This window comes from Andreprevotia lacus DSM 23236 (genome assembly GCF_900176275.1).
In the GTDB taxonomy this organism is placed as follows: Bacteria; Pseudomonadota; Gammaproteobacteria; order Burkholderiales; family Chitinibacteraceae; genus Andreprevotia; species Andreprevotia lacus.
Window position 1 is genome coordinate 23,311 of sequence record NZ_FWXD01000009.1, and the last position, 17,538, is coordinate 40,848.

26 protein-coding genes and 1 tRNA gene are annotated in these 17,538 nt (G+C 63.0%); 23 read left to right on the forward strand and 4 right to left on the reverse strand.

Features of this window, described 5'->3' with window-relative positions; translation table 11 throughout:
* The first annotated feature begins 45 nt into the window (after positions 1-45).
* Positions 46-130 (forward strand) — tRNA-Leu (locus B9A19_RS08820).
* A 16-nt stretch (positions 131-146) separates the two neighbouring features.
* Here the strand turns inward: B9A19_RS08820 and B9A19_RS22530 are convergent.
* From B9A19_RS22530 to B9A19_RS08830, 3 genes are all read right to left on the reverse strand, one after another.
* Positions 147-311, reverse strand: a complete 165-nt coding sequence (locus tag B9A19_RS22530) for a hypothetical protein (protein WP_176216860.1) — start codon at positions 309-311, stop codon at positions 147-149.
* Between the two features lie 303 nt (positions 312-614).
* Complete coding sequence (locus B9A19_RS08825; RefSeq protein ID WP_084090426.1) at positions 615-1,652, reverse strand: phage portal protein; 1,038 nt, start codon at positions 1,650-1,652, stop codon at positions 615-617.
* Complete coding sequence (locus B9A19_RS08830) at positions 1,652-3,412, reverse strand: terminase ATPase subunit family protein (RefSeq protein ID WP_084090427.1); 1,761 nt, start codon at positions 3,410-3,412, stop codon at positions 1,652-1,654. The genes B9A19_RS08825 and B9A19_RS08830 overlap by 1 nt, the downstream gene beginning before the upstream one ends.
* A gap of 143 nt (positions 3,413-3,555) precedes the next feature.
* On the opposite strand from B9A19_RS08830, the gene B9A19_RS08835 reads away from it, so the two are divergent.
* From B9A19_RS08835 to B9A19_RS08930, 20 genes are all read left to right on the forward strand, one after another.
* On the forward strand, positions 3,556-4,392 hold the full coding sequence (locus tag B9A19_RS08835) for a GPO family capsid scaffolding protein (protein WP_084090428.1): 837 nt from the start codon (positions 3,556-3,558) through the stop codon (positions 4,390-4,392).
* 26 nt (positions 4,393-4,418) lie between these two features.
* Positions 4,419-5,438: a phage major capsid protein, P2 family gene (locus tag B9A19_RS08840; RefSeq protein ID WP_084090429.1), complete on the forward strand. Its 1,020-nt coding sequence runs from the start codon at positions 4,419-4,421 to the stop codon at positions 5,436-5,438.
* The gene (locus tag B9A19_RS08845) at positions 5,438-6,097 is read left to right on the forward strand and encodes a phage terminase small subunit (RefSeq protein WP_084090430.1); all 660 of its coding nucleotides are present in this window, start codon (positions 5,438-5,440) and stop codon (positions 6,095-6,097) included. Before B9A19_RS08840 ends, B9A19_RS08845 begins: the two co-directional genes overlap by 1 nt.
* 93 nt (positions 6,098-6,190) lie before the next feature.
* Positions 6,191-6,661 (forward strand): head completion/stabilization protein, encoded by a 471-nt coding sequence (locus B9A19_RS08850; RefSeq protein ID WP_084090431.1) that lies wholly within the window; start codon positions 6,191-6,193, stop codon positions 6,659-6,661.
* Positions 6,661-6,864, forward strand: a complete 204-nt coding sequence (locus tag B9A19_RS08855; RefSeq protein WP_084090432.1) for a tail protein X — start codon at positions 6,661-6,663, stop codon at positions 6,862-6,864. Before B9A19_RS08850 ends, B9A19_RS08855 begins: the two co-directional genes overlap by 1 nt.
* 3 nt (positions 6,865-6,867) lie before the next feature.
* The gene (locus tag B9A19_RS08860; protein WP_084090433.1) at positions 6,868-7,239 is read left to right on the forward strand and encodes a phage holin family protein; all 372 of its coding nucleotides are present in this window, start codon (positions 6,868-6,870) and stop codon (positions 7,237-7,239) included.
* Positions 7,236-7,556: a phage holin family protein gene (locus B9A19_RS08865; protein ID WP_084090434.1), complete on the forward strand. Its 321-nt coding sequence runs from the start codon at positions 7,236-7,238 to the stop codon at positions 7,554-7,556. The genes B9A19_RS08860 and B9A19_RS08865 overlap by 4 nt, the downstream gene beginning before the upstream one ends.
* Positions 7,544-8,359: an N-acetylmuramidase domain-containing protein gene (locus B9A19_RS08870; RefSeq protein ID WP_084090435.1), complete on the forward strand. Its 816-nt coding sequence runs from the start codon at positions 7,544-7,546 to the stop codon at positions 8,357-8,359. The genes B9A19_RS08865 and B9A19_RS08870 overlap by 13 nt, the downstream gene beginning before the upstream one ends.
* The gene (locus B9A19_RS08875; protein WP_139798748.1) at positions 8,356-8,568 is read left to right on the forward strand and encodes a hypothetical protein; all 213 of its coding nucleotides are present in this window, start codon (positions 8,356-8,358) and stop codon (positions 8,566-8,568) included. The genes B9A19_RS08870 and B9A19_RS08875 overlap by 4 nt, the downstream gene beginning before the upstream one ends.
* Positions 8,565-9,074 carry a hypothetical protein gene (locus tag B9A19_RS22535; RefSeq protein ID WP_084090437.1) on the forward strand — a complete coding sequence of 170 codons (510 nt, stop codon included), beginning with the start codon at positions 8,565-8,567 and terminating at the stop codon, positions 9,072-9,074. The genes B9A19_RS08875 and B9A19_RS22535 overlap by 4 nt, the downstream gene beginning before the upstream one ends.
* Positions 9,058-9,507: a phage tail protein gene (locus B9A19_RS08885; RefSeq protein WP_084090438.1), complete on the forward strand. Its 450-nt coding sequence runs from the start codon at positions 9,058-9,060 to the stop codon at positions 9,505-9,507. Before B9A19_RS22535 ends, B9A19_RS08885 begins: the two co-directional genes overlap by 17 nt.
* Positions 9,494-9,913, forward strand: a complete 420-nt coding sequence (locus B9A19_RS08890; protein WP_084090439.1) for a phage virion morphogenesis protein — start codon at positions 9,494-9,496, stop codon at positions 9,911-9,913. The genes B9A19_RS08885 and B9A19_RS08890 overlap by 14 nt, the downstream gene beginning before the upstream one ends.
* A gap of 71 nt (positions 9,914-9,984) precedes the next feature.
* Entirely contained in the window at positions 9,985-10,647 is a 663-nt protein-coding gene (locus B9A19_RS08895; protein ID WP_084090440.1) for a phage baseplate assembly protein V, read from the forward strand.
* 8 nt (positions 10,648-10,655) lie between these two features.
* Positions 10,656-11,003: a GPW/gp25 family protein gene (locus tag B9A19_RS08900; RefSeq protein WP_245804312.1), complete on the forward strand. Its 348-nt coding sequence runs from the start codon at positions 10,656-10,658 to the stop codon at positions 11,001-11,003.
* Positions 11,000-11,911 carry a baseplate assembly protein gene (locus B9A19_RS08905; protein ID WP_084090442.1) on the forward strand — a complete coding sequence of 304 codons (912 nt, stop codon included), beginning with the start codon at positions 11,000-11,002 and terminating at the stop codon, positions 11,909-11,911. The genes B9A19_RS08900 and B9A19_RS08905 overlap by 4 nt, the downstream gene beginning before the upstream one ends.
* Complete coding sequence (locus tag B9A19_RS08910) at positions 11,904-12,437, forward strand: phage tail protein I (RefSeq protein WP_084090443.1); 534 nt, start codon at positions 11,904-11,906, stop codon at positions 12,435-12,437. Before B9A19_RS08905 ends, B9A19_RS08910 begins: the two co-directional genes overlap by 8 nt.
* Position 12,438: 1 nt before the next feature.
* Positions 12,439-12,972, forward strand: coding sequence for a phage tail protein (locus B9A19_RS08915; RefSeq protein ID WP_084090444.1), 534 nt, complete (start codon positions 12,439-12,441; stop codon positions 12,970-12,972).
* Between the two features lie 9 nt (positions 12,973-12,981).
* On the forward strand, positions 12,982-13,314 hold the full coding sequence (locus B9A19_RS08920) for a hypothetical protein (RefSeq protein ID WP_139798750.1): 333 nt from the start codon (positions 12,982-12,984) through the stop codon (positions 13,312-13,314).
* 22 nt (positions 13,315-13,336) lie between these two features.
* Entirely contained in the window at positions 13,337-14,389 is a 1,053-nt protein-coding gene (locus tag B9A19_RS08925) for a hypothetical protein (protein WP_084090446.1), read from the forward strand.
* A gap of 11 nt (positions 14,390-14,400) precedes the next feature.
* Complete coding sequence (locus B9A19_RS08930; protein ID WP_084090447.1) at positions 14,401-14,934, forward strand: hypothetical protein; 534 nt, start codon at positions 14,401-14,403, stop codon at positions 14,932-14,934.
* Between the two features lie 28 nt (positions 14,935-14,962).
* Here the strand turns inward: B9A19_RS08930 and B9A19_RS08935 are convergent, their stop codons facing one another.
* Complete coding sequence (locus B9A19_RS08935) at positions 14,963-15,631, reverse strand: DUF4145 domain-containing protein (RefSeq protein ID WP_084090448.1); 669 nt, start codon at positions 15,629-15,631, stop codon at positions 14,963-14,965.
* A gap of 156 nt (positions 15,632-15,787) precedes the next feature.
* Between B9A19_RS08935 and B9A19_RS08940 the strand changes: the two genes are divergently transcribed.
* Complete coding sequence (locus B9A19_RS08940) at positions 15,788-16,957, forward strand: phage tail sheath protein (RefSeq protein ID WP_084090449.1); 1,170 nt, start codon at positions 15,788-15,790, stop codon at positions 16,955-16,957.
* Positions 16,958-16,984: 27 nt separating this feature from the next.
* The gene (locus B9A19_RS08945; protein ID WP_084090450.1) at positions 16,985-17,497 is read left to right on the forward strand and encodes a phage major tail tube protein; all 513 of its coding nucleotides are present in this window, start codon (positions 16,985-16,987) and stop codon (positions 17,495-17,497) included.
* Positions 17,498-17,538: the final 41 nt, after the last annotated feature.

A 17,538-nucleotide genomic window follows, 5' to 3' on the forward strand; every position in this document is an offset into this window, starting at 1 on the left:
ACAGGTTCGCCGCCGCTGGTGCAAGCTGCTAGAATGCGCACCCCTGCCCCGATGGTGAAATTGGTAGACACAAGGGACTTAAAATCCCTCGACTTCGGTTGTGCCGGTTCGACCCCGGCTCGGGGCACCACTGTATAATCAGTGACTTAGCGCAGTTTTTCCTGACGAAACAACTTGCGCGAATATTTTTTTGTTGCAACTTGCAACAAAAATCCGAAAACAGCCCGGCATTGCCGGGCTTTTTCATGCGCGTGGTTTGCAGAAAATGCCCCAAGTTTTGGGCCGCGTGTGAAGCCTTCCCGGGCCTGCATGGAAACTGCATGACTCTGCAAGATTCTGCGTGATTTTCTGGTGCGGAGAATCGGTCGCCTAGCCTGCGTGCTTGCTGGATTTCTCCGGGCCGCCTGACCGCATGAAAAGCATCCCATTTAGCGGGCAGGCGTGGAGGGGAGACGACTGCGACCGCGCGGCGGCGAATCTTACGATTTTTCGCAAAAATGGCTTATTTCTTACGGTTTGGCATGGCCGCGCTGCGCTGCTGATCGAGGTATGAGAGAGCCACAAAGCAAAACGGCGAGCCATGCATGCTCGCCGTTTTCGTTGGGGCGGCCAGGTCAGCCGGTGGGTGTGTCTGCCAAGGCATAAGGCTTGAAGCGGATGACCTCTTCGCCCAGCCAGTCATTCAGCTCCATGAAGCGCGCTTGCAGCGGGGCAATCTCGTTGCGGTTGAATACATCCGCTGCTGCGGCCGGCGAGCCAAAGCCGCCGGTGTTCGTCGGGATGATGCCCATCAGCACGGGCGGCACGCGATGCGCGGCGAGCTGGTCGTCGCGGGTGGTGTTCTTGATGTTCAAGAACTCGTCCTTGGCCGCCACCTCGCTGATGGGGATCAGCTGGATACCGTCCTTCTTGCCGCCCGGGGCATACACCAGCAGGTTGCGGAAGTTGCCCGGCCCCTTGGAGTTTTTCAAGGCGGTGCGCATGTTGTCGATATCGTCGTTGTTCTGCACCGTGTCGGTCATGTACAGAATGAAGCCCGCATGGTTGCCGTTCTTGTAGTACCGGCGACGAAACAGCGTGGCCGACTCGTTCAGCCAGGCAGAGTTGAGCGCGCTGAGGTATTCCGGCAGCCCGTACACCTCTTGATCGATATCGTGCTCCATCAGGTGGAACACCTCGCCGCGCTCGAACTCGTGCTCGTCCCGCCCATTGGGCACGTAAAAGTAACGATCCAGGTCAACGCCCCGGCGCGTGTATTTGGCCAGCGAGCATTTCATGCTGATCGTTCGCCCGGTCACGGCCCGGCGCCGTTCAAGGTAGGCATTGCCGAACACGATGTAATCCAGCGCAGCGCGCGCGAATTCGCCGCGCGGCAGCAGCGGGTGGGGGATGTAGCTGCTCACCAGCACGTTGCGTTTCACGTAGATCGGCGAGCTGTGGTGCGGCGTCGCGCGAAAGCTCTTGGCCAGCCCGTCGAGCGACAACGGCGGTTCGTACCAGCGCCCGTTGCTCATGCACTCCAGGTAATCGAGGATGCCGCGCCGGTCGAGCACCGCCTCGGGGTCGCCAAAGGTGAACATTTCCAGACCACCGCCAGCCCCGACCGGCGGCGGCTCATCTTGGCTTAGCGGGTAATTCGTCATCCTTTCCATCAACACATCTCCATGAAACTTTGGTTGGTCGCCGTCGCGCCCTCAAGCGGCTCATGCAACAGCGCATGCATGCAAGCCCAAGCAAGGTCGGCATGCCCGGATTCATCGCGCCCGGCTTCATAGGTCACCTGCCGGCCGCTGGCAGTCATCGTTTTGCGGATCGCCATGAACGCTTGCGCCAGGTCAGACCACCCGGCATCGAACTCAAGGCGGCCCTTGCTGATGACGTCATACGCTTTGAGCACCAGCCGCCCCTTTACTTCGGGCGAGTAGCTGATCTGCTCGGTGCCCGGGAAGAACTGCCGCACCAACTGGTAAACGCCTTGGCCGATCCCGGTCGCATCAATACCGATGTAGGCCACGTTGTAGCGCCGGCAGATGGCCCGGATGGCCTCGGCCTGCGCCTGAAAATCCATGCCGCGCCACTGGTGCTTTTCCAGCGCACGAAACTTGCCGCCAGGCACCAGCGGCGGCGCCAGCACCACCAGCCCGGCGCTATCACCGGTCAGCGACGGGTCGTAGCCCAGCCATACCGGCCGCTCACCAAACGGGCGCCCGGCAAACGGCTTGAAGTCGCTCCATACGTCCCATGCATCGACCATGCCGCGCTGCAGCAGCGCCAGCGGAAACACCGACGCGGTGTCGTCGATGAAATTGCACATCAGCAGGTTGTCGAACTCATCCGGGCTGTATTCGTAGGCCCGCAGTTCCTCGATGTCGAACAGATCGCACCCGCCGCGCTCGGCATCCAGAATCGTGACCACCTGCCGCCAAATCTTGTCGGCGCAGTGCACACCGTTGGCCAGAAACTGGGGCGTCACATTGAAAGTGGCTTGTTCCCGCTTGGCCCGGCGCTTGTTGAACTGGTCGCCGTTCCAGAACGGGTAGGCTTCATGGGTGATGCTCGAAGGCGTCGAGAAATAGGTCTTGCGCCACTGCTTGTGCAGCGCCATCCCCGATGCCACCTTGTTCAGCTCGGTAAACTTGTTCGTCCAGAAGAATTCGTCGAAGTAGAAATTGCCGTGATAGCCCTGCGCCGTGCGGGCATTGGTGCCAAGGAAATACAGGTGCGCACCGTTGTCCAAAACGATGGGGTCGCCGGTCAGGTCAACGCCGGCGGCTTCGCGGGCAAACTGAATGATGTACTGCTTGAAAACGTGCGCCTGCGATTTGGAAGCGGATAGAAAAATCTGATTCCGCCCGGTCTGGATCGCATCGACCAGCGCCTCACGGGCGAAGTACCAGGTCGCTCCGATCTGGCGGGATTTCAGAATCATGCGGGTGCGCTGGTTGGCGTTGTCGAACCACGCGCGCTGATAGTCGAACAGCGAATCGCGGAACGCATCGACCAGCTTTTCGCCCTGATCCTCGTCGAACACGTTGCGTGCCGGCTTCTGCTTTGGCCCGGCATTGCGCGCCGCGATGTTCGGGTTGAGATCGGTTTCACTGCCGCCGCCGCTATATCGGCGTACCCTCGCCACTCGCTCAATCTGCCGGCCCAGCAAGTCGATTTCCTTGAAGTCACCCCCGGTCTTGCTCTCCTTCATGATGAGCTGGGTCAGCCGTGCCTCAAGGGCAAAATCCACCCGGTCTATGGGGGCGGCATCGTCCCAGCGGTCGCGCTTCTTCCAGCTATCCAGCGTGCCGCGCGGGGTCTGGGTCAGCTCGGCAATCTGCGCGATGCTGAACCCCTGCCAGTACAACCCGCGAGCCTGTCGGCGCGGGTCTGATTCGATGATCGGTTCGGCTATTGTCGTCATGCCCAGATGATGGGGTGCCCCACGCGCGCGGGCAGTCGGCCCGCTGCGTGCCGGCGGGTGGCACAACAGCCCGCGATTGCCCGGCACCCCGCAATGTCACGACCATGCAGCTATCACTTGCGCAACCGCAGAGAGCTGCCAGCATGGCCACAAAGCAAAACCCCAAGTCCAAGAAATTTCGCGTTGCCGTCGAGGGCGCAACCTGCGATGGCCGCGAGATTTCGCGCCTGTTCATCCAGCAGATGGCGGCAACCTATGATCCCGAGGTGCGCGGCGCTCGCGTGAATCTGGAGCACTTTAAATCGGTGCTGCCGGATAGCCCGTTCAAGCGCTTCGGTGATGTGCTGGCCCTCACGGCCGAAGAGATCAAGGGTGGCCCGCTCAATGGCAAGCTGGCCCTCTATGCCGTGATCGACCCCACTGACGAGCTGGTCAGCATGACCACCGCGCGCCAGAAGATTTACAGCTCCATCGAGATCGAGCCGAATTTCGCCCAGACCGGCCAGGCATACCTGATGGGGCTGGCTGTCACCGATGACCCGGCCAGCCTCGGCACGCAAATGCTGCAATTCCGCGCTGGTGCCACCGGCCGCTACGCACTCGACGAGGGCCACCTCTACTCACTGGGTCTGGAAACCGCGATCGAGTTCGAGGAAGAAAGCGGCGCCGGCACCGGTATTCAGCTTTTCACCAAGGTGAGCGAGCTGCTGGGCCGGTTCAGCAAGAAAACCGCTGCTGATGACGCCCGCTTTGCCGACGTCGGCGAGGCCGTCACCCTGCTGGCGCAAAACCAGCGCGACCAAGCCGGGCAGATCGCCGGGTTTGCTGCCATCCCGCAGCAAGTTGGCCAGGTCGAAACCGATCTGGGTGAACTGCGCAAGGAATTCGACGCCTTCGTCACCCAGCTGAACAGTACCGAGGCAGGCAAGCCCCGCCCGGTTGCCAGTGGCGGCAACAGCGGCATCGTCACCGACTGCTAAGCACCCATATAACCCGGAGCACTTCAATGAAGAATGAAACGCGCCTTGCCTTTAACGCATTCGTCGCGCAGTTGGCCAGCCTCAACGGTATCGCCGACGCCACCAAATCCTTTACCGTTGCGCCGAGCGTACAGCAGACGCTGGAAAACAAAATCCAGCTGTCGAGCGAGTTCCTCACCAAGATCAACATGCCCATCGTGGTGGAGCAGGAAAGCGAAAAGCTGGGTCTGGGCGTCATTGGCACCATCGCCGGCCGCACCAATACCAAGCTCAATCCGCGCCGCCCGCGCAACGTCGCAGACATGAGCAGCGGCCGCTATCGCTGCGTCCAGACCAATTTCGACACAGCATTCAGTTACGAACAGCTCGACATGTGGGCACGGTTCCCCGACTTTCAGACCCGCCTGCGCAATGCCATCGTCAAACAGCAGGCACTGGATCGCATCATGATCGGTTTCAACGGCGTCACCGTTGCCCTGCAAACAGATCGCGTCGCAAATCCGCTGCTGCAGGACGTCAATATCGGCTGGCTGCAGAAGTACCGCACGGAAGCCCCGCAGCGCGTCATGAACCATGGCACCAAGGTGGCCGGCAAGGTCACGGTCGGCCCGGGCGGCGACTATGAAAACCTCGACGCGTTGGTGTTCGATGCCGTCAACAACATGATCGAGCCGCAGTTCCGCAAAGATCCCGATCTCGTGGTGGTGATGAGTGACGACCTGTTGGCCGACAAGTATTTCCCGCTCATCAACAAGACCAATGCGCCGACCGAGCAACAGGCGCTCGACATGATCGTCAGCAACAAGCGCGTGGGTGGCAAGGCGGCTGTGACCGTGCCGTTCTTCCCCGACGGCACGATCCTGATTACCAAGCTGGCCAACCTGTCGCTGTACACCCAGGAAGGCGCCCGCCGCCGCAACATGCGCGAAGAGCCGGATTACGACCAGGTTGCCGACTATCAGAGCGCCAACGATGCCTATGTCGTCGAAGCTTATGAAGCCGGCTGCATGATCGAAAACATCCAGATGCTGCCGCAGGTGCATTGATGACCAGCCCGGCAAAAGCGCATTTCCAGCGTACTACCGCCGCGCTTGAGGCCGCCAAAGCCTCGGCCGGCAGCCCGATGCAGGGCGCGACCGGTTACGAGCTGATGCTCGCCCAGCTCGATGGCCACAAGCGCCGGCTCAAGCAGGTGCAATCCATCGCCCGCAAGGTCGAGATCAAGCGCGAGCTGCTGGTCGAGTATGACCCCTATGTCGAGGGCGTGCTCTCCGGCGGTCGTGGCGCTCAGGACGATGTGTTGATGACGGTGATGGTATGGCGCATCGACACCGGCGATACCGCCGGCGCGCTGGCCATCGCGCGCTATGCCATCGCACACGGCCTGACCATGCCGGATCAATACAGCCGCACCACCGCAACCCTCATTGCCGAAGAGTTCGCCGGGGCCGCTTTCTCGGCGCGCGGTGACGGTGAGGCCATCGACGCGCCGCTGTTGCTGGACGTCCTTGCGCTGGTCGACGAGCAAGACATGCCGGATGAGGTCAAGGCCAAGCTGCACAAGGCGATTGCCTACGCGCTGGAGCCGGACAACAAGCCGGAAGCGCTCAACCACCTGCAGCAGGCATTGCGGCTGCATGACCGGGTGGGCGTGAAAGACGACATCAAGCGCATCGAGCGCGATATCAAGAACACGTCGGTATAAACCGACTAACCGGGCGACTCCCGCAGCAAGGCGGCGCGGGGTGGCGAGCGGCTTGCCGACTCAAAGCCCCGCCCACCGCCTCCAGGTGAAACGATGAACGGATTTGTAGCAACCGGCGGTATCCCGCCAGCAACCGGCGCCACGATTCCCAATAGCGGGTTCTGGCCTGACATTTCGATGGATGACGCCCGGGATGTGATGCGGGTGAGCGACACCGCGCCGGATGCACGCCTTAAACACGCGCTGATCGAGGCGATGGTCAGCGTGAACCACGATCTGCGGGCGTACCGCAACGGGCGCGAGGCGGTGGGCGTTACCACACTGGCAGCCGTACCGGCCGAGCAGGTCGACGGCGAAAGCATCCAGCTCTACCGCTACCGCCGCGCTGTCTACTGCATTGCCAAGGCAAATCTGGTCGAGCGTTTCCGCGACGTCGATAGCACCGGCGCCGGCAACAAGCGTGCTGACCAGCTCGATGAATCAGTCGATGACCTGCGCCGCGATGGCCGTTTTGCAATCTGTGACCTGCTGGGCCGCAGCCGCTGCGCCATCGAGCTGATCTGATGCAGGTTTACGCCAAACAGGGCGACACGCTGGACATGATTTGTCAGCGCTATTTCGGCCGCACGGCCGGCATCACCGAACAGGTGTTGGCAGCCAATCGGGGCGTGGCTGAGCTGGGCGCGGTACTGCCGCTGGGCCAGGTCATCCAGCTGCCTGATCAGGCACCACAGGCGCAACGCGCCGTCATTCAACTATGGGATTGAGAAATGGCTGAACCAATCAGTACCACCGCCGCCAGCGCCAGTTTGGGCATTCCGGCATTGCTTTCGCTGGTGCCGGGGGTAGACCCGGCCGTCGTATGGGGCGCATTTGCCGGCGCCGTGGTGTTCGTGCTCGCCTCGGACGAGCTGACCCGCCTCAAGAAAGTCGTCTTTTTCTGCATCAGCTTCGGTGCGGGCTGCCTGTGCGCCTCGCTGGTCACCGGCCTGATTGCGGGGGTCATCCCGCGCACCGTGGAAGTCAGCCGGGGCATCGGTGCCATGGTGGCCGCAGCCGTCATCGTCAAAATCCTGCAGTGGCTGATTCGTCGGGCCGACAACCCGGATCAGGCGCTGAAAGACTGGAGGGCGCCAAAGTGACCGTCATCGAGCTGCTGAACGCAATCGCCTGCGGCCTGATCGCCGTGCGCCTGCTGCTGTATAGCCGCGATGGCGCAGCACACCGGCCGGTCGCCAGCGCACTGGCGTATCTGGTCATCGTGGCCGCTGGCGCCGTTGCCGTGTTTTCCGTTGCTGGCTGGCTGCATTACGTCGGCGCCGCTCAGCTCGTTCTGAATGTCGTGTTGTGCCTTGCCGTGCAGGCCACGCGCGGCAACATCGTCGAGCTGTGCAGCCTGTCCGACGGCAGCGACAGCCTGATTACCCGCCTGTTGAGGAAAGAAACATGGACACTTTGAAAATGGGCGCCCACGGGCTGGCCGTATCCAGCCTGCAGCAGATGCTGAATGCTGCTGGCGCTTCGCTGGTGGTCGATGGCTGGTTCGGCGATGCCACGGCCGATGCCGTGGCCGCTTACCAGCAACGCATTGGCTTGGTGGTCGATGGCGTCGCAGGCCCCAAAACGCTCCAGGTGCTGGCCGCCGGCAGCAAGCCGGCCGGCATGCTGGGCGCTGCCGATCTGCAGGCTGCTGCCGAGAAGCTGGACGTATCCGTGGCGGCAATCCGTGCCGTCAACGAAGTGGAAAGCGCCGGCGCCGGCTTCCTGCCCGATGGCCGCTGCAAAGTCTTGTTCGAGCGTCACGTCATGCATCAGCGGCTGCAGGCGGCTGGCGCCGATGTGGCCGCACTGGCTGCGCGTTATCCGCTGCTCATCAACCCGCAGCGCGGTGGTTATGCCGGTGGTGCCGCCGAATGGCAGCGCCTGACCAATGCCGGGCTGGTCAGCGGTTACCCCGATCTGGCCGTCGAGGCGGCCAGTTGGGGCGCCTTCCAGATCATGGGCTATCACTGGCAACGCTTGGGCTACGCCTCGGCGGCCGAGTTCGAGGCCGCCATGCAGGACAGCGAGGCCGGCCAGCTGGATGGTTTTATGCGCTTCATCGCGGCAGACCCCGTGCTGTTGAAGGCGTTGCGCACCCGCAAGTGGGCTGACTTTGCCCATGGCTACAATGGGCCGGCGTATGCCGCCAACCTCTACGACGTGAAGCTTGCCCGCGCATACGAGCGCTACGCCAGCCAGGCCGAGGCGGTGGCAGCGTGAGTGACGTCATGGTGGCTGTGCGCAAGATCGATCTGCAGGACGGCGATGTGCTGCAGCTGGGCGAGGGCGCATTTCCGCCGGCCGAGCTGCCCAGGTTCATCGACCAACTGCGCCATGTGGTGGGCGAGCGCCGGGTCATGGTCATCATGGGCGACGTGCGCCAGCTCAGCGAGGCCGACATGAACGCGGCAGGCTGGTACAGAAAATGATCGTGCCGCCCATCGTGTTGCGCTGGCTGGTCATTGCCGGCCTGTTCGCTGCTGCGGTCGCCTTCGGCTGGGTCAAGGGCGCCGGCCATGTGCAAGGGCGGTGGGATGCCGAGCGCGCCGCCCAGTCGCTGGCCGTGGCGCATGACACCATCCGGCAGCAGGCCATTTCTGCCAGCGCGGTGACCCGCTACGTGGATCGCGTGCGTGTGGTCTATGAATCGGCCGAGCCGATCATCAAAGAGGTTCCCGTCTATGTTTCTGCAAAAGCTGATGCCGCTGCTCCTGTGCCTGTCGGCTTTGTCCGGCTGTGGAACGGCGCCAACCGTGGCGAGCTGCCCGAACCCGCCGGCGCTGCTGATGAGGCCACCGCCGCTGTTGTCCTCACAGACATTGCAGCACAACACGGCATCGAAGCCCGCCAGTGCCGCGCCGTCGAAGTCCAATTGATCGAGCTGCAGGAATGGTTGCGGCAACAGCTGGCGCTGTCCGATGAAAAAGCCGAATAGCCTGCGCCAGCGCCTGTTGCTGGCCATCCCCACGCTGGCACGCGATCCCGATCAACTGCTCGTGTTCATCGACAAGGGCCGGGTGATTTCCACCGGCACCCCGTCGCGCAGCTACGAATACCAGTACACGTTGAACCTGATCCTGCAGAACTATCAGGGCAGCCCGGATGTGCTCATGCTGGCTATCGTCGACTGGCTGGCCATCAATCAGCCCGAACTGCTCGACAACAGCGAGCGGCGGGCTGATGCCATCCAGTTCGAGGCCGATATCATCGACGAAGAACGCGCCGACCTGTCCATAGAGCTGCCGCTCACCGAGCGGGTGATCTGCCGCCAGGTCGATGGTGTGTGGCAGACCGAAACGGTTGATGAGCCGCCGCCGGTGGAAAGCGATTGGCTCGCCATCTTCGAGCGCCAGCATGCCGGCGGCTGATATCGACGATCTGCACGGCTGGGCCGGCACCTTGCTGGCCAAGCTGCAGCCCGCCGAGCGGCGCAAGCTCTCCCGCCAGATTGCCACGACCCTGCGGCAAGGTCAGGCCGCGCGCATTGCCAGCCAGAAGAACCCGGACGGCACCCCCTATGTGCCCCGCAAGCATCTGCGCCGCAAGAAAGGGCGCATCGCGCGTGTCGTGTTCCTCAAGCTGCGCAAGGCCAGTCACCTCAAGGCCAACGGCAACGCCAGCGAGGCCAGCGTCGGATTCAGCGGGCGCGATGCCGGCATCGCCCGCCAGCATCAGGCCGGCGGCGCCAAGCTGCCACGCCGTGGCCTGCTCGGCTTCACCAAGGCCGACCGAGAGCGCATCAAAGACCAGGTACTCGCCGTACTGGCCCGATAGCACTGGCGTGTGCGGGCGCGGCACAACAGCCACCGCGCGACCCGGCGACGCGCGCGCGGCACGATTGCCGCATGACGAATTCCTCTGCATTCAATCCCTCCGATCTGCCAAGGCGGATCGAAAGCACCATCCGCACCGGCGTGGTGATCGCGGTCGACCATGCCGGTGAGGTGTGCCGTGTATCAAGCGGCGAGCTGGAAACCGACTGGCTGCATTGGCTGACCTTCAGGGCAGGTGCAACGCGCAGCTGGTGCCCGCCCACGGTGGGCGAGCAGTGCATTGTGCTGTCGCCATCGGGTGAAACCGGCGCCGGGCTGGTGCTGCTGGGCTTGTTCAGCGACACCAATCCCAGCCCCAGCCACAGCCCCGACGAGCACCTGACCGTTTACCCGGATGGCGCCCAGGTGCTCTACAACCACGCTACCGGTGCGCTGCAGTTCAGCGGTGTGCAATCGGCGCTGATCGAGGCTGCCGGCACCATCACGCTGCGTGCAGGGGGTGAGATCAAGCTCGATGCACCGCAGACCACCAGCACCGGCAAGCACACCGTCAAGGGGCTGCTCAGCTATCTGGCCGGCTTGGCCGGCTGGGGCGATGGCGGCGCCGGATCGGTCATCAATGGCCCGCTTACCCAGCAGGGTGGCAATCTCACATCCAACGGCATCGTGCTGCACACCCACAAGCACACCGGCGTGCAGGCCGGTGCCAGCAACACGGGCGGGCCGTCAGCATGAGCGCGGGCATGAATGCCGGCAGCGGGCGCACGCTGCGCGACCTGCCCCACATTGCCCAGTCTGTGGCGACCATCATCGGCACGTCGATAGGCAGCAGGGTGATGCGCCGCGACTTCGGTTCACTGGTGCCCGATCTGATCGATGCACCGTCGAACGCAGTGGGCATGCAGTTGCTTCGCGCGGCCATCGTGTCGGCCCTGCAGCGCTGGGAGCCGCGAATCACGGTAACGCGCATCGCTTTCCGTCGCGGTGCAGCTGACGGGCAGATGCTGGTTGACCTCGACTTTGACCGGATCGACGGCGCGCGCCGCGAGGCCGCGCAGCTGCAGGTGCCATTGCGGGGGCTTGCCGCATGAGTGACCTGTTCAATTTTTCCCGCTTGCCGCCGCCTGATGTGGTCGAAGAGATCCGCTATGAGGTGATCTATGCCGACCTCAAGGCGCTGTTTCTCTCCCTCGTTCCGGCCGAGCAGCGCACCGAGGTGGCCAGAACACTCGAACTGGAAACCGAGCCGGTCGCCATCCTGCTGCAGGTCAGCGCCTATCAGGAAATGATCTGGCGCCAGCGCGTGAACGAAGCTGCGCGCGCCGTCATGCTGGCCCAAGCATACGGCGCCGACCTCGACCAGCTGGCGGCCAACAACAAGACACAGCGTTTGGTGGTCACGCCGGCCGATCCGTCGACCGTGCCGCCCACGCCGGCCGTCATGGAATCGGACGAATCGTTGCGCGTGCGCGCGCAGGAAGCGTTTGAACGGTTGAGCGTGGCCGGGCCGCGTGCGGCCTATGCCGGTTATGCACGCGCAGCAGATGGGCGGATTTCCGACGTCAGCGTGGTTAGCCCCAACCCGTGCGAGGTGGTGGTCACCGTGCTGTCGCTGCAGGGCAATGGCTCGGCGCCGGCTGATCTGCTGGCCAACGTATCGGCCGCGCTCTCGGCCGAGGATGTACGGCCGATCAGTGATCTGGTCACGGTGCAGTCGGCGGTCATTGTCGATTACAGCATCGCGGTGCGGCTGTGGCTGTTTCCGGGGCCGGAGTCCGAGCCGATCCTCGCCGCCGTGCGCCAGCGGCTGGCCGCCTACGCCGACGAACAGCGGCGCTTGGGGCGTGATATCCGCCGCTCGGCCATCACCGGTGTGGCCTATGTGCCGGGTGTGCAGCGTATCGAGGTCGACAGCCCGGCGGCTGATCTGGTGATTTCGCCGGTGCAATCCTCCCGTTGCACCAGCATGGCGGTCACCTTGGCGGGCACCGATGAATAGCCTGCTGCCCCCCAATGCAACACCGCTGCAGCGGGCCATTGTCCAGGCATGCGCATCGCACGCGGTGCCGATACCGCTGCGCGATCTCTGGCGCGTCGATTCATGCCCGGTTGCCCTGTTGCCGTGGCTGGCATGGGCGCGCTCGGTAGATCGCTGGGATGAGAACTGGCCCGAGGCTACCAAGCGGGCCGTGATCGCCGCCTCGTGGGGCGTGCATGAGCACAAGGGCACCATCGCCGCCGTGCGCCGCGTGGTGGCCCCGATTGCCGAGCTGCTGGCCATTGTCGAATGGTGGCAGACCAACCCGCGCCAGCAGCGCGGCACTTTCTCGCTGCGCTTGGGCGTCACCGCGAACGGCATCACCGAGGCTATGCATGCCGATCTCGACAGCATGATCGCCGACGCCAGGCCGGTGAGCCGCCACCTCTCATCGCTGCAGATCGAAACGACAGTCGTATCCGACGTGCCGGTCGTGGCTGCCACCACGCTGGCCGGCGAGATCGTCACGCTTTACCCCAAGGAATGACATGCCGGATTTCTATTCACTCGTCACCACCACCGGCAAGGCCCGCTTGGCCGCCGCCATTGCAGCGGGCCAGCCGCTGCAGCTGGTGCAATTCGCCGTGGGCGATGGCGACAACGGCGCCAGCTATAACCCGGACGAGTCGCAAGTCGCGCTCAAGCATGAGGTGTGGCGTGGCCAGGTCAATCAGGTGCTGGTCGATCCCGCCAACCCGGGCCGCGTCATCGTCGAGGGGTTGTTACCAGACTCGGCCGGCCCGTTCACGGTGCGCGAGGTCGGCATTTTCAGCCCGGCGGGCGAGCTGATCGCCATTGGCAAGTACCCGTCCAGCTACAAGCCGGTGTTCGGCGCCGGCGCCAACAAGCAGATGTACGTGCGCATGGTGCTGGCCGTCACCAATACCGCAGCGGTGAGCCTCACCCTCGACCCCTCGGTCGTGATCGCCAGTCAAACCTATGTCGATCAGAAGGTCACCACTGCTCTTAACCAACTCTCGGCCCAGCTCTCGGCCGAGCTGTATTTCTTCGGCCAACTGTGAGGATTCTTCATGGCAAACGGATTGCTGGGCCGCGCGCGGCTCGCTGCGGCCACCATTACCCAACTCGGGCAGCCAGTGGATGCCGGCAAGGTCAAGGTGGTCAACATCAACATGGTCAACTGCGGCGCGACTGATGCACTGGTGCGCATTGCCGTCAGCACCAGCGCCATTCTGCAAGATGCCGACTGGCTCGAATACGATGCCAAGCTCGCCCCGGCCGGCACCAACGCCAACGTGATCGAGCGCACTGCCGTCATCCTTAGCGGCGGCGAGCGCGTGTTCGTCTATGCCAGCACCGCCAACGTCAGCGCCGTGGCCTATGCCATGGAAAGGCTGGCCTGATATGGGGCGCTCGATTCGATCCATGCCGCAACAGCAGTCGCTGGTCTACGGCTATGGCGTGGTCAAGGTGTTGAACAAGCCCGGCCCGGGGCAGTTCATCGTGCCAGCAGGTGTATATCGTTTGCGTGTGACCCCAACCGGGGCAGGCGGTGGTGGTGCTGGGTGGCATTGTGGCTCCAACTCGGCACTGACTGCCGGTGGCGCGCAAGGTGGCGCTGGTGGTGGTTGCGCCATGAAAGAAATCCCGGTGCAGCCCGGTGACGTCATCAACTACAACATCGGGGCTGCTGGTCTAGGCGGCAACGATGCAAACGGCAGCGATGGCGGCACGACCACATTCGGCACCAGCCTGTATGCCACTGGCGGCAAGGGCGGCAAACGTACTGGGCTCCCTGTCGCTGGTGCATTGGGTGGCATGGGGTACGGTGGCGATATCAACACCAAGGGCGGCGACAGCGGCGCATTCACGATCGCGCCCGCAAGCTCGGCAACGGGTGGCGGTGCTGCGGGTACGCCTTTGGGGGATGGCGGTCGCGGTGGCGATATCTCCATCACCGGTGATGCTGCGAACCCGGTTCATGCCACAGGTGGCGGTGCGGTGGGCGGCATTCCCGGGGGCAATATCACCTCCAAGAGCTGCGCCTATTCCGGTGGCGCAGGTACTTCATCGGCGCCTGCAGACAACACCACTACCGGTGGCAATGGCATCCCGGCCGGCGTATTCCCGACTACGGCCGACACCCCGCCTGCAACAACGCTGGTATCAAACCCGACCATGGGCGGCATGACCGGGCGCGGCGGTGATGCCGCCCCGTCAACGTCCAGTGCGACAGCGCCAGGTCGTGGCGCCGGTGCGGGTGGTGTCGCGTCAACGACGATGGCTGTTGCCGGTATCCGTGGCGGTTACAAGGGTGGCGGCTCTGCTGCTGCGGCGACGAATGGCAACAACAATGCCATCGGCGGTGCGGGCAATGCCGGCTCAGGTGGTGGCGGTGGCATGGGCAACGCATCCGGGGTCAACGGTGGCGGTATCGGCGGCCCAGGCGGTGATGGCGAAATCGTCATCGAATATTGATAGGGGAACGCATGAACTTTGCACGTGTAGTTGATGGTGTCGCAGTCGACGTGAGCCGCGAGCCGGCTGTTTATTTTCCGGCGTTGCTCGTTGCCGAATTCGTCGAAGTGCCGGACGAGGTGGCCCCGCAATGGCGGCTGAATGAAGCGGGCGAATGGGTGTCACCAGCCGGCGCCGGTGCGTACCTGCCCGAGCTGGTCATCGTGGCTATCGAGCCGGATGCCGACCACGCGGCGGCAGTGCTGCTGAATGGCCTGCATGATGTGACCTGCCCGGCAGGCACCGTGTTGACGTTTCGTGCCGAGCTGCGCGGCCCGGCCGGCGTGCTGATCCCGGTGTCGGATGTTTTCCGCATGCCGCTGCGCGCCCGCGATGGTCGGGAGCGTATGGTATTGGCGGTCATGGAGGAGGGCGCGATGACCGTCAACGTGCCGCTGCGTGAGTCCGGCGCGTGGGCGGTCGACGAGGCCACCATCAACGAAAGCTTGCCGCTGGAAAAGCGCATGCGCTTTGCCGGCGTCCAAGTATTCGTTGTCGAGGTATGAAAAAATGGGCCAGCATGCTGGCCCGCATTCACGGTTTGGAAGGCTTTGGCTGGTCTCGCTGAGCAACGCCAGCTAGCTTGCCTGCAGGAAGTGAGCTGTAGAAGTTGGCTAGTTGTTTCGGTTCCGCGATCATTTTTTCAACTACCAGGTTCACATATGTGAACAGGTGAAGGGCAATTTCAGGCGTATCGTTCAGATCAATTTCGCCTGGATGGACTGATGAGTTACCGACGATGCGTACCGCATCCAGTGCTTGTTGTAGTGTTGTAGGTAGCCCTTTGGCGACGAGCTTGCCTATATCCTTGTTGATATCGTTGCCGCTTTCGCCTAGGTGCACACATAACTTCTGCACAACTAGTCGAAGCAGGGCTGCAGAGGCTCTAGGTGAATGATGCAGAACGGCTCGCGCTTCCAGAAAGTCCGATGTGCAATCAGCTGGCAGGTCGTCGTGTGGCATCGGTGCTACAGAATGGTCCGGGATCACCATTCGCGCTTGTTCTCGCTCCTCATCAGACAGCCCTGCCGCATACCAATAACTGGACTCCTTGCAGTGAGCACAGACCGCTTCGAAAATTTGCCGGAGATGTCCCGAATACCTTTGCAGGCTGTACCAACTTTGCTGGGCATAGGCATTACAGAGAGGGCAATTAAATGCGTTAAGCAGGCCACGCGGAGAGGTGTAAGTAGACTCTGACATCTTTGGCATATCCCTTTTTTTCGGTGAAGAAAATAGTATCTACTTACTTAAAGGAACTGCAAGGCTGATCGTGCGGGAACCTGCCACAACACCCACCGCAAGACCCGGCGCCGCGCGCGCGGCATGCTGCAAGCACCATAAACCGGAGCATGCAGCATGGCCGAATATCACCACGGCGCACGCGTCATTGAATTGAGCGATGGCACGCGCCCCATCAGAACTGTCGATACCGCCGTCATCGGCATGGTCTGCGTTGCAGAAGATGCCGACCCGGCAATGTTCCCCCTCAATACTCCCGTACTGCTGACCAACCTTCAGGCCGCCATCGGCAAAGCCGGTGTCGATGGCACCCTCGCCAAGTCGCTCAGTGCCATTGTTGCCCAGGCCAACGCGGCCACGGTCGTGGTGCGGGTGGCCAAAGGCACGTCACTGGCGCAGAACATCAGCAACATCATCGGCACTACCACGCCAGACGGTCGCTATACGGGCTTGAAGGCACTACTCAGCGCCGAGGCGCGCTTGAAGGTGAAGCCGCGCATTCTGGCTGTGCCAGGCATGGATGCGCTGCCGGTGGCTACCGAGCTGGCCAGCATCGCGCAGAAGCTGCGGGCATTTGCCTATGTCAGCGCCTACGGCGTAAACACCAAGGAAGAAGCCACAACCTACCGCGCCAATTTCGGCCAGCGCGAGCTGATGGTCGTGTGGCCGGATTTCGTGGGTTGGGACACCACCGCCAATGCCGAGATGCCGGCGTTTGCCACTGCCCGCGCGCTCGGCCTGTGCGCCAAGATCGACAACACCATCGGCTGGCACAAGACCATTTCCAACGTCGCCGTCAATGGCGTGGACGGCATCACCGCCGACGTGTTCTTTGATCTGCAAGAACCCACCAGCGACAGCAACTACCTCAACAGCAATGAGGTCACCACCCTCATCAATCGCGGTGGCTATCGCTTCTGGGGTTCGCGCACCTGCAGTGATGATCCGCTGTTCGCCTTCGAGAACTACACCCGCAGCGCGCAGATCATCGCCGACACCATGGCCGAGGCGCATATGTGGGCTGTCGACGGCCCGCTGACCCCTAGCCGCGTGCGCGACATCATCGAGGGCTTGAACGCCAAGTTCCGCGAGTGGGTGCAGGCCGGTTGCCTGCTTGGCGGCGGCGCTTGGTATGACCCGCTCGCCAACACCAAGGACACCCTCAAGGCCGGCAAGCTGGCCATCGACTACGACTATACCCCCGTGCCGCCGCTGGAGGATTTGACCTTCCGCCAGCGCATCACGGATCGCTACTTGCTGGATTTCGCTACCCAGGTAGCGGGCTAATCCGGCGCAGGAAAGGAGACTCTGACGATGGGCATGCCCAGTAAGCTCAAGAACATGATGCTGTTCAACGACGGCACCAGCTATGCCGGCCAGGTTGATGAAGTGAACCTGCCCAAGCTGGCGCGCAAGACCGAAGAGGTGCGCGCTGGCGGCATGAATGCCCCGGTAGAGGCCGACCTCGGCCTTGAAAAGCTCGAAATGGAATGGACGTGCGGCGGCCTGATGCGCCAGGTGCTGGAGCAATTCGCCATCACCAAGGCGGCCGGCGTGCTGCTGCGCTTTGCCGGTGCCTACCAGCGCGATGACACCGGCGAAGTCGATGCCGTCGAGCTGGTGGTGCGTGGCCGCCACCGTGAAATCGACATGGGCAAGGCCAAGCCCGGCGACAACACCGAGTTCAAGGTCAACACCGCCATCAGCTACTACAAGCTCACCATCAACGGCAGCGTGGTGATCGAGATCGACGTGCCCGGCTTTGTTGAAACGGTTGGTGGTGTCGACCGTCTGGCCGAACAGCGCCGCGCGCTCGGCCTCGCGTAAAGAAAGCGCCCCGCTCGCAGTTGCGAAACGGGGCACTGCCC

What these genes read in the sequence shown, in the direction of transcription:
- B9A19_RS08890 (WP_084090439.1), top strand. Translation starts at nt 9,494, where the DNA reads ATGCCGGCGGCTGATATCGACGATCTGCACGGCTGGGCCGGCACCTTG.
- B9A19_RS08945 (WP_084090450.1), top strand. Translation starts at nt 16,985, where the DNA reads ATGGGCATGCCCAGTAAGCTCAAGAACATGATGCTGTTCAACGACGGC.
- B9A19_RS08915 (WP_084090444.1), top strand. Translation starts at nt 12,439, where the DNA reads ATGCCGGATTTCTATTCACTCGTCACCACCACCGGCAAGGCCCGCTTG.
- B9A19_RS08835 (WP_084090428.1), top strand. Translation starts at nt 3,556, where the DNA reads ATGGCCACAAAGCAAAACCCCAAGTCCAAGAAATTTCGCGTTGCCGTC.
- B9A19_RS08870 (WP_084090435.1), top strand. Translation starts at nt 7,544, where the DNA reads ATGGACACTTTGAAAATGGGCGCCCACGGGCTGGCCGTATCCAGCCTG.
- B9A19_RS08885 (WP_084090438.1), top strand. Translation starts at nt 9,058, where the DNA reads ATGAAAAAGCCGAATAGCCTGCGCCAGCGCCTGTTGCTGGCCATCCCC.
- B9A19_RS08925 (WP_084090446.1), top strand. Translation starts at nt 13,337, where the DNA reads ATGCCGCAACAGCAGTCGCTGGTCTACGGCTATGGCGTGGTCAAGGTG.
- B9A19_RS08855 (WP_084090432.1), top strand. Translation starts at nt 6,661, where the DNA reads ATGCAGGTTTACGCCAAACAGGGCGACACGCTGGACATGATTTGTCAG.
- B9A19_RS08840 (WP_084090429.1), top strand. Translation starts at nt 4,419, where the DNA reads ATGAAGAATGAAACGCGCCTTGCCTTTAACGCATTCGTCGCGCAGTTG.
- B9A19_RS08905 (WP_084090442.1), top strand. Translation starts at nt 11,000, where the DNA reads ATGAGTGACCTGTTCAATTTTTCCCGCTTGCCGCCGCCTGATGTGGTC.
- B9A19_RS08895 (WP_084090440.1), top strand. Translation starts at nt 9,985, where the DNA reads ATGACGAATTCCTCTGCATTCAATCCCTCCGATCTGCCAAGGCGGATC.
- B9A19_RS08940 (WP_084090449.1), top strand. Translation starts at nt 15,788, where the DNA reads ATGGCCGAATATCACCACGGCGCACGCGTCATTGAATTGAGCGATGGC.
- B9A19_RS08830 (WP_084090427.1), bottom strand. Translation starts at nt 3,412, where the DNA reads ATGACGACAATAGCCGAACCGATCATCGAATCAGACCCGCGCCGACAG.
- B9A19_RS08825 (WP_084090426.1), bottom strand. Translation starts at nt 1,652, where the DNA reads ATGGAAAGGATGACGAATTACCCGCTAAGCCAAGATGAGCCGCCGCCG.
- B9A19_RS08860 (WP_084090433.1), top strand. Translation starts at nt 6,868, where the DNA reads ATGGCTGAACCAATCAGTACCACCGCCGCCAGCGCCAGTTTGGGCATT.
- B9A19_RS08850 (WP_084090431.1), top strand. Translation starts at nt 6,191, where the DNA reads ATGAACGGATTTGTAGCAACCGGCGGTATCCCGCCAGCAACCGGCGCC.
- B9A19_RS08910 (WP_084090443.1), top strand. Translation starts at nt 11,904, where the DNA reads ATGAATAGCCTGCTGCCCCCCAATGCAACACCGCTGCAGCGGGCCATT.
- B9A19_RS22530 (WP_176216860.1), bottom strand. Translation starts at nt 311, where the DNA reads ATGCAGGCCCGGGAAGGCTTCACACGCGGCCCAAAACTTGGGGCATTT.
- B9A19_RS08845 (WP_084090430.1), top strand. Translation starts at nt 5,438, where the DNA reads ATGACCAGCCCGGCAAAAGCGCATTTCCAGCGTACTACCGCCGCGCTT.
- B9A19_RS08935 (WP_084090448.1), bottom strand. Translation starts at nt 15,631, where the DNA reads ATGTCAGAGTCTACTTACACCTCTCCGCGTGGCCTGCTTAACGCATTT.
- B9A19_RS08930 (WP_084090447.1), top strand. Translation starts at nt 14,401, where the DNA reads ATGAACTTTGCACGTGTAGTTGATGGTGTCGCAGTCGACGTGAGCCGC.
- B9A19_RS22535 (WP_084090437.1), top strand. Translation starts at nt 8,565, where the DNA reads ATGATCGTGCCGCCCATCGTGTTGCGCTGGCTGGTCATTGCCGGCCTG.
- B9A19_RS08900 (WP_245804312.1), top strand. Translation starts at nt 10,656, where the DNA reads ATGAATGCCGGCAGCGGGCGCACGCTGCGCGACCTGCCCCACATTGCC.
- B9A19_RS08920 (WP_139798750.1), top strand. Translation starts at nt 12,982, where the DNA reads ATGGCAAACGGATTGCTGGGCCGCGCGCGGCTCGCTGCGGCCACCATT.